Source organism: Streptomyces sp. NBC_01092 (assembly GCF_045039535.1).
Taxonomy (GTDB): Bacteria; Actinomycetota; Actinomycetes; order Streptomycetales; family Streptomycetaceae; genus Streptomyces.
This window is the reverse complement of record NZ_CP108659.1, coordinates 9,044,009-9,057,185: the sequence shown is the minus strand read 5'-3', so window position 1 is coordinate 9,057,185 and position 13,177 is coordinate 9,044,009. Positions and strand designations below refer to the sequence as shown.

The window sequence follows — 13,177 nt, the reverse complement described above, 5'->3', positions numbered from 1 at the left end:
GGACGGGGGACGGCCGAGTGGGTGACATCGCGCGGCCCGGCAAGCCGCCGCGGCCCCCGCCCCTCACGCCCGTCAGTTCAGCAGCGCCGCCAGGTCCCGCTCCAGCCCGCGCCCCCGCCTGCTGACGACGCCGGACGCGACGTCCGCCAGCTTGCGGTTGGTGCCCTGCGAGATGCGGCGCAGTACGCCGAACGCGGCGTCGGCGTCGCAGCCGAGGACGTGCATGACGATGCCGCACGCCTGGTCGACGACGGGCCGGGAGCGCAGGGCGGTGCCGAGGTGGTCGAGCTCGGTGAGCGCGGCGCGGTAGGAGCGGTCCCGGACGAGGCAGCTCGCGGCGAACTCCCCGAGGGCGTGCACGGGCCCGTGCGGAGCGTCCTCCAGGGCGCCCGGACGGAAGCTGTACAGGCTGAGCGTCACCGTCAGCCCGGACCGGCGGAACGGCAGCGTGACGCTGGACCGTACGCCCGAGTCGAGCGCCAGGACGCGGTACTGCGGCCAGCGCTCGTCGTGCAGCAGGTCGGCCGAGTCGACGGGCTCGCCGCGCTCCAGGGCGGCCGGAATGGGCCCGTCGCCGGAGCGGAGCTGCACGGCCACGAGTGCGGCCAGGTCGGGGTGGGTGACGGCGGCGGGCCGGTCGGCTCCCGCCTCGGCCACCGTGCTGCCGGCGCCGCAGCAGTCGGCGGTGCAGCGCAGGGCCTGTTCGGCCAGCGCGGACAACCGGCGCCCGGGAAGGGCGGCTTCGGCGGACTCGTCTCCCCAGTGACCCACATGGTCGCGAGCGGGCATCGTCAACTCCTTCCTCTTTCCTGCGCGTTCCCGGTCCCGGCCGGGGAAAACGACCGGAGAACAAGGAGGAACCGCTTGGCTCCCCGCCGCCCCGGAACACGTCACCGCGAGCTAGGTTCATGCCCATGGAGAAGACGGACGGATTCGGTGAAGAGCTCGCGGATTTCGTGCGCCGCGTCGCGGAACTCAAAGCGGCGCGATCCGTGTCCGAAGGGGACCTGCCGACGGTCCTGGACGCGGCCATCTTCGAACTCGACCATGTAGCCGACCAGTTGTGGCCATGGTACGAGCGGGTGTCCTCGGGCACGCTGCCCCGTACGGCGTCCGGCGACCGTCAGGAGCAGCATCTGCTGCGGGCGGTGTTCCAGCAGTTCCCGCTCCCGGTCGCGCTGGTGGACCGGGAGGCGGTGGTGCGCCGGCTGAATCTCTCGGCGACCTCGTTCACCGGCGTCCGCTCCGGCCATGCGACGGGCCGGCCGCTGACCGGCCTGCTGGCCCATGCCGACCGGGCGGCGTTCCGTTCCCAGGCCGCCGCCGTGGCCCGCGGCGAGGGTGACCGCAGCCTCACCGTGCATTTCCAGCAACGTCCGTCGGACCCGGTGCACGCGACCCTGACCGCCGTACGTCCGAGCGGCGAGCCGCACACCACGGTCCTGGTGGTGATGCAGCCCGGCGAGCTCGGCGCACTCCACACGGCGACCCGGCACGCTGTGCCCGCGACCCGGATCCCCGACCTCGCCGAGACGACCCGGCACGCGACCCTGATGGACCTGCTGGACGAGATGACCACGACCCTGCTCAGCGCACCGCGCGGCGACCGGGAGACGGTCCTGCGGCAGGCGGCCCAGGTCCTCCACGGCGCCTTCGCCGACTGGGTGATCGCCGACACCGTCGCCGGGGGGATGTCCCGTACGGCGGTGCTGGCCCCCTCGCCCGAGGAGGCGACGGCGCTCGCGGCACAGGACCCGGCCACCTGTCCCCTGGTCACGGAGACGGCACGCACCGGCTCCCCGTCCCTCCAGGTGCGCCCCGAGGACCCGGACGCCTTCGGCCAGGACGCGCAGGGCGCCCCCGTCCTCGTACAGGCGAACGTCACGTCACTTGTGTGCGTGCCGCTGGTAATCGGCGGCCCGGCACAAGGGGTCCTCACCCTGTTCAGATGCGGCCCGCGCCGGGCGTTCTCGATGGCGGAGGCGAAGACCTTGGACACGATGTCCCGCCACGTATCACTGGCGATCGCGGCAACGCCTTGAGACCGCTCCTCAAGCCACATCGCTCAGGACTTGCTCCCGCACCCGGCGGCAGCACCGGCTGATCAGCCGGGACACATGCATCTGCGAGATGCCCAGTTGCTCCGCGATCCGACTCTGTGTCATGTCCCGGAAGAACCGCATGTAGAGAATCGCCCGCTCCCGCTCGGGCAGCGCGGCGAGCCGCGGCTTGACGGCCTCGCGGTCGATGACCGTGTCCAGGGCGGGGTCGGCCGACCCCAGCATGTCGCTCAGCGAGTACCCGTCGTCGCTGCCGGGCAGCTCCGCGTCCAGCGACAGGGCGGTGAAACTCTCCAGCGCCTCAAGGCCGACCCGGACGTCGGCCTCGCTCATGTCCGCGTGCTCGGCGATCTCGGCGGCGGTCGGCATCCGGCCCGAGACGGTCTGGAGGTCGTGCACGGCGAACCGTACGCGGTTGCGCAGGTCCTGGACCCGGCGCGGCACGTGCAGCGTCCACATGTGGTCGCGGAAGTGCCGCTTGATCTCGCCGGTGATGGTGGGCACGGCGTAGCTCTCGAAGGCGTTGCCGAGCTCGGGGTCGTATCGGTCGACGGCCTTGAGCAGCCCGAGGGCGGCGACCTGCCGCAGATCATCGAGGCTCTCACCGCGGCTGCGGAAGCGTCCGGCGAGCCGGTCGGCCATGGGCAGCCATGCCTCGACGATCCGCGCGCGGAGGGTGTCACGCTGTTGGCCCTCGGGCAGGGCGGCCAGCCGGCGGAAGTCCTCGGCGGTGTCGGGGGCGTCGTCGTGCGGGTGGTGCTTCGCGCTCACTGGAGTGGGCATGGTGCGTCGCAACTCCCTTGGTTGTGCTCTGGCTTGGACGGTCACCGTGGGAGTGCGGGCGCGCACCGGAGGCGGACACACCCGTGGCGGAACTCGCCGCTCCCACGGACGTGCCTCCTGTCCGAAGCACTGTTCGTCCGCCTGCCCTCACTCACCGTCCTCAAACGCACACTCAGGTTTTCGGCCCCGCCCGCGGGTCCCTCGCAGCGGAGCCGCACAGCGGGCCCCATGACCGACCCCGCACCTCGCGACGCGCACGTGGACCGAACTCCCACAGATCGCCCGACGCAGCCGCCCTCGCCCCACTACCCTGAGTTCCTGCGCGGGAGGGGGCTCGGGGGATGGAGTACGGGGCGGACGCGGCGGTCGGGACGGGAAGGCCGCGGGTCTTCATCTCCTACGCCCATGACGACGACGGCCACGTCACCAAGGTCGAGACGCTCTACGAACTGCTGCGCACGCAGGGCGGTCTCGACGCGAAGGTCGATCTGTACGCGGGCGTGCAGCCCCAGGACTGGCCGCGCTGGATGATGCGGCAGTACGCCGACGCGGACTACGTCCTCGTCGTCGCGTCTCCCGCGTACAAGGTCCGCGGTGACCACGAGGAGCAGGACGGGGTGGGGCTCGGCGTCGCCTTCGAGGCCGGCCTGCTGGGCACCGAGCTCTACGGGAACTACAAGGCCTGGTTCCGCAAGGTCCTGCTGGTCGTCCTGCCCGGGCGCAGCGAGCGGGAACTGCCCGAGTTCCTGGGGGCCGTGCGGATCAGCCGCTTCCCGGTACCTTCGCTCGACGCGGCCGGCATCGAGCAGCTCGTGCGGTACATGACGGACCAACCCGAGCGCGTCGAGCCGGAGTTGGGGCCGATCCCGGTGTACCCCACCCGCCCGTCCCTGGTGCCGACGGCCCCGCCGTGCTCCGCCGGTGAGAGCCGGCCGACGCCCGCCGCGCCGGCCCCGGACGTGCCGTCGGGCGGGCTGGACGACGCCGCCTGGCGGGAGCTCGAAAGGCTGCTCGACGGTGTGCAGCCGGAGAGTTGGGCCGGGCAGGCGTACCAGTGGTCCTTCGGAGCCGCGGGGAGTCCGGACGGGGCGGCCGCGCCGTTCGGCACCCCGGACGGCGACCTGTACGCATGGGCCGAGGATCTCGGGAAGCGCCGTCACGCTCCGGGTGCGGTGCCCAAGCCGGTCGCCTTCGCGCACGCCCTCGCGGCCGGTTACGCCGCCGGGGAGAGCCCCGCCGACCAGCAGCGTGCCTCCGCGCTGGCCACGTGGGTGGGCCGGTTCCTGGACAGCCGGGAGCTGCAGAAGCTGGACGACGCCCCCGGCATCAAGCGCAGCGAGGCGACGCTGACCGTACGGCTGACGGAGCACCCCCAGCGGCGGGACCGGTTCTACGCGGAGATATGGCTGCGCACGACGGACGGGAGACAGCCCCGGCGCCTTCAGCCGCCCGAGGACGCCGGGTCGCTGGTGGTGGACATGGACGGGGCGCGCGGCCTCCTCCAGGAATGCATGCGCACTCTCCCCGATGCGCTCACCGGCGGCGAGCAGGGCCCGGCGGCGAAACTGGGGCGCATCGAATTCGCCGTCTTCGACGGCCTGTTGGAGGAGACGTTCGAGCAGTGGCCGCTGCAGCTGCGCAGGGTGACGCGTCCGCTCGGCAAGCTCTACGAGGTCGTGGTCCGCTGCCCGGACGAGCGCTGCGAGTTCGACCTGCCGCAGCTGTGGTCCCGCCGATGGGAGTGGCTGACCCGGTGCAACGGCCACGACGAGCGGGCGACGGCGTGGGTGGCGGACGAGGACGTCGCGTGCCTCGACGAGCACATCGGTGAGTGGCGCGGGAACGACCACCCGGTGTGCGTCGCGGTGTCGACGTCGCCGGCCCAGGAGGGTGTGTCCGCGGCGCTGGACGCCGGGATGCCCATCGTCGTCTGGCAGCGCGACAGCCACCGCGGCGACCCCGCCGTGCCGCCGTTGAACACGCTCCTGGACCTGGCCGACGTGGCCGAACTGCCCGGCGCGGTGGCGAAGTTGCGCCGGAGCACGCAGGTGCCCGAAGCGGCCCGGGCGAGCGTGGTCCTCCTCTGGGACGACCCGAACCACTCGCCGGCCGCGGACCCGCTGAGCGACGCGAACCTCATCGCGTGACAGACCGTCCGGCACGCTGCCGGAGACCGACCGGAGGTGCAGTGAAGGACTGGTGGATCTACAAGGGCGACCCGGCCGTGCCGACCGACCGGCACCTTGCCCGGCTCGCCGAACACCGGCCGCCCTGGCGGGTGTTCGAGGGCAAGGCCGACCCGGACCACACGGTGCCCTCCCTCGACGACGACCAGTACGCGGCGGACCGCGAACGCGGCGCGGGCTATCTCGCCGACGACAACGAGATCGACCTCGTCAACACGGCCCTCCTCCTGCGGCGCCCGTTACTGGTCACGGGAGTGCCGGGAGTGGGGAAGTCGACGCTGGCGTACAGCATCGCCCAGGACCTGGGACTCGGCCCGGTGCTGCGGTGGCCCATCACCAGCCGGGCCACACTGCGCGACGGCCTCTACCGGTACGACGCCCTGCGGCGACTGGAGGACGCCAACCTCACGCGCATGCGGACGGAGGAGAAGCCGGCCGCGCAGGAGGAAGGGCAGCCGACGGACCAGGGCTCCCCGACCGCCGACGGCATCGGGCGGTACCTCCGGCTGGGCCCCCTGGGCACCGCGTTCCTGCCCGCCGAGCGCCCTCGCGTCCTGCTCGTCGACGAGATCGACAAGTGCGACATCGATCTGCCGGGCGACCTGCTCACCGTCCTGGACGAAGGCCGCTTCGACATCCCGGAGCTGGCCCGTCTCGCCGATCACCAGCAGACGGTCGCCGTCGGCAATGACGATCCCGGCGGACGGGCCCGGATCACCGCGGGCCGGGTCCAGTGCCGGGCCTTCCCCGTGGTCGTCCTCACCAGCAACGGCGAGCGGGAGTTCCCGCCCGCCTTCCTGCGCCGCTGCATCCGGCTGACCATCGAGCGGCCCGGGGAGGACAAGCTGCGGCGCATCATCGAGCAGCGCATCGGGCCCGCCGCGGCAGCGGCCGCCACCGGTCCCGACGGGCTGATCGGCAAGTTCCTGGACCGACGCGAGCGCGGTGAACTGGGCACGGACCAGCTGCTCAACGCCGTACAGCTGCGTCTTGCGGGAGCGTGGACGGCGCCGGACGACATCGGGCAGCTGGCCGACGCGACCCTGCAACCGCTGAGCGGGCCGGCCGCGACGTGATCTCCCACCTCCTGGATCTCCTGCGGGAGGGCGGGGTCGAGGACCCCGGCCCCGAGGAACTGGCGGACATCCTCTGGCTCGCCCAGCACCTCCTGGAGGGCCGCTCGCCCGGCACCGAGGACGCGGCCGAAACGCCACCGCGGGCGCCCTCCGCCGAGCCGCCGGAGGCCACGGAGGAGCCGACACCGGCCCGTCAAGATCCCATCGAGGGCCCCGCCGCGGTCCGGCACGCCACCCTGCACATCCGTGGCCCGCGGCGGCCCGCGCGCGCCGACCGGCTCGCCGCTCCCGTGCACGTCCCGGCGGAGGCCGCCCTGCCGCACGGCCTGGCGCTGACAAGGGCGTTGCGGCCGCTCACCCGGAAAGCGCCGTCGCCGACCGCGTTCGAGCTGGACGAGGAGGCGACGGTCACGCGGCTCGTGGACGAGGACATCATGGTCCCCGTCCTGCGCCCCGAACCGGCCCGTCGGCTCTGTCTCACCCTGGTCGTCGACACCAGCCCCTCGATGGCTCTGTGGCACAACGAGGTCCGCGAGCTCCACCAGGGCCTGGCCCGGCTCGGCGCGTTCCGTGACATCCGCCGCTGGAACCTCTCCCCCGCCCTCGACGGCTCCGGGGTCGAGGTGCGCCCGCACCCGTCGGTGGGGCGCCCGGCCCGCCACCATCGCGAGATCCTGGACCCGACCGGGAACCAGCTCATCGTCGTCCTCAGCGACACCGTGGGTTCCATCTGGCACGACGCGACGGCGGAGCGTCTGCTGCTGGACTGGGCGCAGCGCTCCCACGTCAGCCTGATGCATCTCCTGCCCACCTCGCTGTGGAGCCGCTCGGGCACCGCGCCGGCACCGGTGTCGCTGCGGGTTCCGCAGCCGGGGGCGCCGAACACACGGTGGGGCCTCGCGCTTCCCCGCCGGTTCGTCTCGCGTCGACGGCCCGCCCTGGCGGTCCCGGTGGTCGAGCTGGAGCCCGGACCGCTGCGCGGCTGGGCCGAGATGACCGCCGGCAGTGGCCACTGGACACCGACGGCGGCGCTGCTGCTGCCGCACGGGACCCGCGGACGGCGCGGCGAGGGCCCGCCGTCCCGGTCCGGCGCAGCAACCGCGGCGACGGGCGCGGACGAGGCGATCCTGCGGTTCCGCAGATCGTCGTCGCCCCGGTCCTGGCAGCTGGCCGGACTGCTGTCCGCGCTGTCCACGGTCACCCTTCCGGTGGCCCGGGTGGTGCAGCAGGCCATGCTGCCCGGCTCGTCCCGCAGCGAACTGGCCGAGGTCTTCCTCGGCGGGATGCTGCACCGGGCCGAGGAGACGGCCGACGACACCGAACGCGGCGAGCCGCGCTTCGAGTTCACGCCCGATGTCCGCGACGCGCTCCTCAACGCCCAGTACCACAGTGACGTGAGCAGGGTCCTGGAGCTGCTGCGCACCGTGGCGGCCCATCTGGAACCCCGGATCGGGCATCCGCACACCTTCGACGCGGCCCTGGTGGGGGTGGGCCGCGAGCAGGCGACCGTGTCCGTGGCCGGGGCGGCGTTCGCCGCGCCCTCGGCCGCGGGGGTGACACGGTTCGGGCACGTCCTGTCGCCCGCCGGGGACGAGAGGCCGGACGGTATAGCGTCTGCGCGCGTCCTGATCAGCCATGCGAGCAGGGACCGCGCCTGGGCCGAGTGGGCCGGCTGGCATGTGCAGGACGCGGGCTACGAGGTGGTGCTGGACGAGTGGGGGCAGGAGCCGGGGCACGACCTGGTGGGCCGGCTGCGGCACGAGCTGGAGCGGCCGGGGACACGGGTGGTCGCCCTGTTCTCACGGCACTATGCCGGCCCTGACCGGCCGCACTTTCCGAAGGGCCTCGACTCTCTGACCCTGATCGGCGACGTGGTCCCGATCGGCCTCGACGACACCTCGTACCCTCCGCTCGGCCGGCCCCTGCCGACCCTGTCCGGAGTGGACGAGCGGGACGCCCGGGGGACCCTGCTGCAGGCGGTGCGAAGTCCGTTCGGCGGCCGGAGGCCCTTCCTCCCCTCCGCCCGGCCGGGCCGGCTGAAGCGGGCGGGGGACGGCGGGCCCCGGCTGCCCGGGACACCGCCGCGGGTGTCGAACCTGCCCGAGCGTGACTCCGCGTTCACCGGCCGGGAGAGCGAGCTCGCGGACGTCCGGGTACGGCTGGCCCACGAGGGACGGGTCGCCGTCATCGCCCTGCACGAAGGCGCGGGCGGCGGCAGGAGCCGGCTCGCCTTCGAGTACGCGCACCGCTTCAGCGGCGAGTACGACGTGGTCTGGTGGGTGTCGGCCGAGAACCTCGTACGGATCCCGGAACAGCTCGGGAAGCTGGCGCGGGCCATGGGCGTCGCCCGCGTCGGCACCTCTCCCGGGGCCGTCCTGCCCGCCCTGGCGGCCGAGCTGCGTTCCCGGCCGCGTTGGCTCCTCGTCTTCGACAGCGCCGACGACCCGGCCGTCGTGACCCACATTCCCGACGGGCCGGGGCACGTCCTGGTCACCTCCCGCGACCCGGACCTGCGGCTGAGCATCCCGGCCGTCTCCCTCGACGTGCTGTCCGTCCGGGCGTCCGTGGCGCTGCTGCGCAGCCGCCGTCCGAAACTGTCCCACGACGACGCCGTACGGCTGGCCGAGTCCCTGGGCCATCTCCCGCTGGCGTTGGAGATGGCCGGCGCCCTGCTCTCCACCATGAGCGTGGAGGTCTTTCTGCGGGGCCTGTCACGCGAGGTCGCCGGAGTGCCCGGGTGGACGCCGCCCGTGGTCGCCGTGATCCGGCAGAGCGCCCTGCGTCTGCGCCGGCAGGACCCCGCGGCGGCCGACCTGCTCGACGCCTGTGCGCTGTTGCCGGCCGCCGAGCCCTTCCCCCTGCACGCCTGCGTCCCCGCCGGGAAGAACGCCTCGCGTCTGGGGCGGGCGCTGGCCGACCTGCGGGCCCGGCACCGGATCCTGAAGGAGGTGAGCGAGGTCGGGCTGGCCCGGGTGTCCGACGGCACCCTGCAACTACACCAGCTCACCAAGGCCGTACTCCGGGGGGACCTCTGCGCCGAGGAGCGCCGGCGGGCCGCCGCGAACGCCGGTCGGCTGCTCACCTCGGCGTTCCCCAGTGGCGTGCCCGACCCCGCGATCAGGTCCCATTGGCCGGCGCTGCTGGCCCACCTGCTGGCCGTCGCACCCCGGGATCTCAGGACGTCGGCCGCCCGGCACGCCGCGGGCGAGGCCTGCCGCTATCTGTACGACCGGGACGAGACCGAGATCGTCCTGCGGCGCCTGCGGGAGCTCCACGAAGGCTGGACGGCCTCGCTCGGGCCCGATCATCCGGACACCCTGCGGGCCGCGTCCCACCTCAGCGTGGTCCTGGCCGAGGCGGGGCGCCTGGAGGAGTCACGGGCCGTGGCCGAGGACACCTACGAGCGGCGGCGCCGGACACAGGGCGCCGACCATCCGCGCACCCTCGGCGCGGCCTCGCATCTCGCCGACCGGCTGGCACGTCTCGGCCGGTCCGAGAGGGCGCTGCGCCTGACCGAGGACACCTACCGGCGGCGGCGCCGGACACTGGGCGACGATCACCCGGACACCCTGCGCACGGCGTCCGTCCTCGCCAGGCGCCTGATCGACAGCCTGCGGCTGGGGGAGGCACGGGGAGTGGCCGAGGAGACGTACGGGCGACAGCAACGGGTCCTCGGTGCCGAGCACCCCGACACTCGGCGTACCGAGTCCGTCCTTGCCGCGCTGAGGCATCGTGCGGCGGGCGACGGTCAGCCCGAGGCCTGATGGCGGACGGTGGGGGTCGGCGGTGTGACCGGTTCGAGGGGCTCGGCCTCGCGCGGCGGCAGCAGGAGATCCTCGTACCGCCCCAACGCCAGCACCACACCAAGCATCAGAAGCGGGAGAAGCACGGCGAGCAGTGCCATGGCTTTGTCCTCTTCGTCCTCGTCCCCGGATCGTTCGTGGGGGGTGCCGGTCCGAGTCTCCGTTCTTCCGCAGTGCAAACCCTGTGTCGGCCCTCTCTCATCGGGTACGCGGACCGCAACCCCGAAGATCTGGAGGGAGTCATGCAGCGAGGCAGTGACCGGCTGAGCGTTCACCGCGACGACGAGATGAAGCACGAACTCCAAGGGCTGCTGCGGTCCGGGCACCCCACGCGGACCGAGGAGTGGCACGATCCGGAGCCGTCCGCCGAGGACGATCCGCAGGTGGCGGGCGGTCCGGTGACGCCGGGGACGTCGGCGGCTTCCCTGCCGACGGTACGGCTGGAGCTGGCGCGGATCCTGGGTCGCAGCGCCTTCCCGGCGAGCCCCCGGGAGCTGATTGGTGAGCTACGGCGCGAGTACGCGCCCGATGCGCTGGTCGAGTCGTTGGAGCGGCTGCCGCGCTCGTCGCGCTATGCAAACGTCCAGGAGCTGGCCGAGGCCGTGACCGGGGGGCGGCGGTCGGCCGCGGAAGGACGTTGAGGCACCATGCGTATCGCTTTTCTGACCGCCCCCGAGGGCGTCGAACAGATCGAGCTCACCCGTCCCTGGCAGGCGGTGGTGGAAGCGGGACACGAGCCGGTGCTCGTGTCGACGAAGCCCGGCACGATCCAGGCCTTCCACCATCTCGACAAGGCGGAGAAATTCCCCGTGCAGGCGGTCGTGGGCGAGACGTCGGCCGACTCCTTCGGCGCGCTGGTCCTGCCGGGCGGGGTTGCCAACCCGGACTATCTGCGGATGAACCGCAAGGCCGTCGCCTTCGTGCGGGACTTCTTCGAGCAGGGCCGGCCGGTCGCCGCGATCTGCCATGCCGCGTGGACGCTGGTGGAGGCGGATGTCGTGCGGGGGCGGGTGCTGACCTCGTGGCCCAGCCTGCGGACCGATATCCGCAACGCCGGCGGCACCTGGGTCGACGAGCAGGTGCGGATCTGTGACCAGGGCCCCAACACACTGGTCACCAGCCGCAGGCCGGACGACCTGAAGGCGTTCTGCGAGACGTTCCTCGAGGTGTTCGCGAGGGAGTCCAAGAGGGAGACCGTCTGATTCACCCAGGTGGGGTGGCATGCGTCGGACAGCCCTGCGTCCGGTCGCGGGCGCCCTCCCGGGTTCGGCCCGCGGCCACCGTCCGGTGCGGATTGCGGCGAAGGTACTCGCCCTCCAGCTGCGCCATCCGATGGTTGTGGGCCCGTAGCGCGTCGTTCGAGCCGTACAGCAGCGTGTCGTGGCGCGTCCGGTGGATGTTCTCCAGCTCCTTCATGAGCTGCTGGTCATCCAGCCGGCTGGGGTCGACTCCGGTCATGGTGGTACCCCGCTCGTCGTGTCCGACCATGCGGTCCGCGTACCCACTCCCGAGCGGGTACGCGAGACAGCCATGGATCTCGCCTTTCTGCATCCACTGTACGAACAGGTCAGCGTGCCCGCTCCACCCTCCGCTCGTCCCACACCGGCTCCGGCGTCTCCCGTACCCGTCCGTCGCTGCCGAAGACGAGGTAGCGGTCGAAGGAGCGGGCGAACCAGCGGTCGTGGGTGACCGCCAGTACCGTGCCCTCGAAGGCCTCCAGCCCCTCCTGGAGGGCCTCGGCGGACTCCAGGTCGAGGTTGTCGGTCGGTTCGTCGAGGAGGAGGGCCGTGACGCCCTCCAGCTCCAGGAGGAGGATCTGGAAGCGGGCCTGCTGGCCGCCGGACAGGCGGTCGAAGGTCTGCTCGGCCTGGTGGGTGAGTTCGTAGCGGCGAAGGCGGGACATCGCGGCGCCCCGGTCCTGGGCGTGCTCCTTCCACAGGATGTCGAGGAGGGTGCGGCCCATCAGCTCGGGGTGTGCGTGCGTCTGGGCGAAGTGCCCGGGCACGACGCGCGCGCCCAGCTTCCACTGCCCCGTGTGCGCCACGTCGTCCCCGGCCAGCAGACGCAGGAAGTGCGACTTGCCGGAGCCGTTGGAGCCGAGGACGGCGACCCGCTCGCCGTAGAAGACCTCCAGCGAGAACGGCTTCATCAGACCCTTGAGCTCAAGGTTCTCGCAGGTCACAGCACGTACGCCGGTGCGTCCGCCCTTCAGCCGCATCCGGATGTCCTGCTCGCGCGGCGGCTCCGGCGGCGGCCCCGCCTCCTCGAACTTGCGCAGCCGGGTCTGGGCCGCACGGTAGCGGGAGGCCATGTCGGGGCTGTTCTCCGCCGCCTGCCGCAGGGCCAGTACGAGCTTCTTCAGCTGCGCGTGCTTCTCGTCCCAGCGTTTGCGCAGCTCCTCGAAGCGGGCGAACCGGGCCTGGCGGGCCTCGTGATACGTGCCGAAGCCACCGCCGTGCACCCAGGCATCCGCACCGGCCGGCGAGGGCTCGACGGAGACGATCTTCTCGGCGGCGCGAGAAAGGAGTTCGCGGTCGTGGGAGACGAAGAGCACCGTCTTGCGGGTCTCCTTCAGGCGCTCCTCCAGCCACCGCTTGCCGGGCACGTCGAGGTAGTTGTCGGGCTCGTCGAGCAGCAGCACCTGGTCGTTGCCGCGCAGCAGCGCCTCCAGGACCAGGCGTTTCTGCTCGCCTCCGGAGAGGGTCCGCACCTGGCGCCACTGCGCCTTGTCGTACGGCACCCCGAGCGCGGCCATGGTGCACATGTCCCACAGCGTCTCGGCCTCGTATCCGCGCACCTCGGCCCAGTCGGAGAGGGCCTGCGCGTACTTCAGCTGGGCGGCCTCGTCGTCGACGGTCATGATGGCGTGCTCGGCGATGTCGACGCCCTGCGCGGCCGTGCGGATACGGGGCGGCGCGACCGACACCAGCAGGTCGCGGACGGTCGTCTCGTCCCGTACGGATCCCACGAACTGCCGCATCACCCCGAGGCCGCCACTGACGGTGACGGTGCCGCCGTGCGGCTTCAGCTCCCCGGAGATCAGCCGCAGCAGGGTCGTCTTACCGGCACCGTTCGGTCCGACCAGCGCCACGGCGGCGCCTTCGCCCACCCGGAAGGACACGTCGCCGAGCAACGCCCTCCCGTCGGGGAGGTAGTACTCGAGGTGCGCGGCTTCCAGATGTCCCATGGAGCCGAATTGTGCGGGGCACCGCGGAGCCCGGGCAAACCGTTATCCGCGCAGGCGGGCGAGGGACGGGCCCTCGGGGTCC

At 72.6% G+C, this 13,177-nt stretch carries 11 protein-coding genes; 6 read left to right on the top strand and 5 right to left on the bottom strand.

What is annotated here, in order from left to right:
• Window positions 1–72: 72 nt before the first annotated feature.
• A complete protein-coding gene (locus OG254_RS41025) occupies window positions 73–789 on the bottom strand; it encodes an ANTAR domain-containing response regulator (protein WP_405592485.1) in 717 nt (238 codons plus the stop codon).
• A gap of 125 nt (window positions 790–914) precedes the next feature.
• Here OG254_RS41025 and OG254_RS41020 point away from each other — a divergent pair, with 125 nt between their 5' ends.
• Entirely contained in the window at window positions 915–2,042 is a 1,128-nt protein-coding gene (locus OG254_RS41020; RefSeq protein ID WP_405592483.1) for a GAF domain-containing protein, read from the top strand.
• Window positions 2,043–2,051: 9 nt separating this feature from the next.
• Here OG254_RS41020 and OG254_RS41015 read toward each other — a convergent pair whose 3' ends face one another.
• Window positions 2,052–2,843, bottom strand: coding sequence for an RNA polymerase sigma factor SigF (locus OG254_RS41015; protein WP_405592481.1), 792 nt, complete (start codon window positions 2,841–2,843; stop codon window positions 2,052–2,054).
• Window positions 2,844–3,184: 341 nt separating this feature from the next.
• Between OG254_RS41015 and OG254_RS41010 the strand changes: the two genes are divergently transcribed.
• Genes OG254_RS41010 through fxsT form a run of 3 tightly spaced genes read left to right on the top strand, consistent with a single transcriptional unit; the run spans window position 3,185 to window position 9,869 of the window.
• Window positions 3,185–4,990 carry an SEFIR domain-containing protein gene (locus OG254_RS41010; protein ID WP_405592479.1) on the top strand — a complete coding sequence of 602 codons (1,806 nt, stop codon included), beginning with the start codon at window positions 3,185–3,187 and terminating at the stop codon, window positions 4,988–4,990.
• A 41-nt stretch (window positions 4,991–5,031) separates the two neighbouring features.
• Window positions 5,032–6,105 carry an AAA family ATPase gene (locus OG254_RS41005; RefSeq protein ID WP_405592477.1) on the top strand — a complete coding sequence of 358 codons (1,074 nt, stop codon included), beginning with the start codon at window positions 5,032–5,034 and terminating at the stop codon, window positions 6,103–6,105.
• Complete coding sequence (fxsT, locus tag OG254_RS41000; protein ID WP_405592475.1) at window positions 6,102–9,869, top strand: FxSxx-COOH system tetratricopeptide repeat protein; 3,768 nt, start codon at window positions 6,102–6,104, stop codon at window positions 9,867–9,869. The genes OG254_RS41005 and fxsT overlap by 4 nt, the downstream gene beginning before the upstream one ends.
• Here the strand turns inward: fxsT and OG254_RS40995 are convergent.
• Entirely contained in the window at window positions 9,854–10,009 is a 156-nt protein-coding gene (locus OG254_RS40995) for a hypothetical protein (protein WP_351193847.1), read from the bottom strand. The two genes, fxsT and OG254_RS40995, sit on opposite strands and share 16 nt — an antisense overlap.
• A 141-nt stretch (window positions 10,010–10,150) precedes the next feature.
• On the opposite strand from OG254_RS40995, the gene OG254_RS40990 reads away from it, so the two are divergent.
• Window positions 10,151–10,549: a DUF2795 domain-containing protein gene (locus OG254_RS40990; protein WP_405592473.1), complete on the top strand. Its 399-nt coding sequence runs from the start codon at window positions 10,151–10,153 to the stop codon at window positions 10,547–10,549.
• A 6-nt stretch (window positions 10,550–10,555) separates the two neighbouring features.
• Window positions 10,556–11,110 (top strand): type 1 glutamine amidotransferase domain-containing protein, encoded by a 555-nt coding sequence (locus OG254_RS40985; RefSeq protein WP_405592471.1) that lies wholly within the window; start codon window positions 10,556–10,558, stop codon window positions 11,108–11,110.
• Window position 11,111: 1 nt separating this feature from the next.
• Here OG254_RS40985 and OG254_RS40980 read toward each other — a convergent pair whose 3' ends face one another.
• Both OG254_RS40980 and OG254_RS40975 read right to left on the bottom strand, forming a co-directional pair.
• Complete coding sequence (locus tag OG254_RS40980; protein ID WP_405592469.1) at window positions 11,112–11,396, bottom strand: DUF6158 family protein; 285 nt, start codon at window positions 11,394–11,396, stop codon at window positions 11,112–11,114.
• Between the two features lie 79 nt (window positions 11,397–11,475).
• Window positions 11,476–13,095 (bottom strand): ABC-F family ATP-binding cassette domain-containing protein, encoded by a 1,620-nt coding sequence (locus OG254_RS40975; RefSeq protein ID WP_405592467.1) that lies wholly within the window; start codon window positions 13,093–13,095, stop codon window positions 11,476–11,478.
• Between the last annotated feature and the right edge of the window lie 82 nt (window positions 13,096–13,177).

What these genes read in the sequence shown, in the direction of transcription:
- OG254_RS41025 (WP_405592485.1), bottom strand. Translation starts at nt 789, where the DNA reads ATGCCCGCTCGCGACCATGTGGGTCACTGGGGAGACGAGTCCGCCGAA.
- OG254_RS41020 (WP_405592483.1), top strand. Translation starts at nt 915, where the DNA reads ATGGAGAAGACGGACGGATTCGGTGAAGAGCTCGCGGATTTCGTGCGC.
- OG254_RS41015 (WP_405592481.1), bottom strand. Translation starts at nt 2,843, where the DNA reads ATGCCCACTCCAGTGAGCGCGAAGCACCACCCGCACGACGACGCCCCC.
- OG254_RS41010 (WP_405592479.1), top strand. Translation starts at nt 3,185, where the DNA reads ATGGAGTACGGGGCGGACGCGGCGGTCGGGACGGGAAGGCCGCGGGTC.
- OG254_RS40995 (WP_351193847.1), bottom strand. Translation starts at nt 10,009, where the DNA reads ATGGCACTGCTCGCCGTGCTTCTCCCGCTTCTGATGCTTGGTGTGGTG.
- OG254_RS40990 (WP_405592473.1), top strand. Translation starts at nt 10,151, where the DNA reads ATGCAGCGAGGCAGTGACCGGCTGAGCGTTCACCGCGACGACGAGATG.
- OG254_RS40985 (WP_405592471.1), top strand. Translation starts at nt 10,556, where the DNA reads ATGCGTATCGCTTTTCTGACCGCCCCCGAGGGCGTCGAACAGATCGAG.
- OG254_RS40980 (WP_405592469.1), bottom strand. Translation starts at nt 11,396, where the DNA reads ATGGTCGGACACGACGAGCGGGGTACCACCATGACCGGAGTCGACCCC.
- OG254_RS40975 (WP_405592467.1), bottom strand. Translation starts at nt 13,095, where the DNA reads ATGGGACATCTGGAAGCCGCGCACCTCGAGTACTACCTCCCCGACGGG.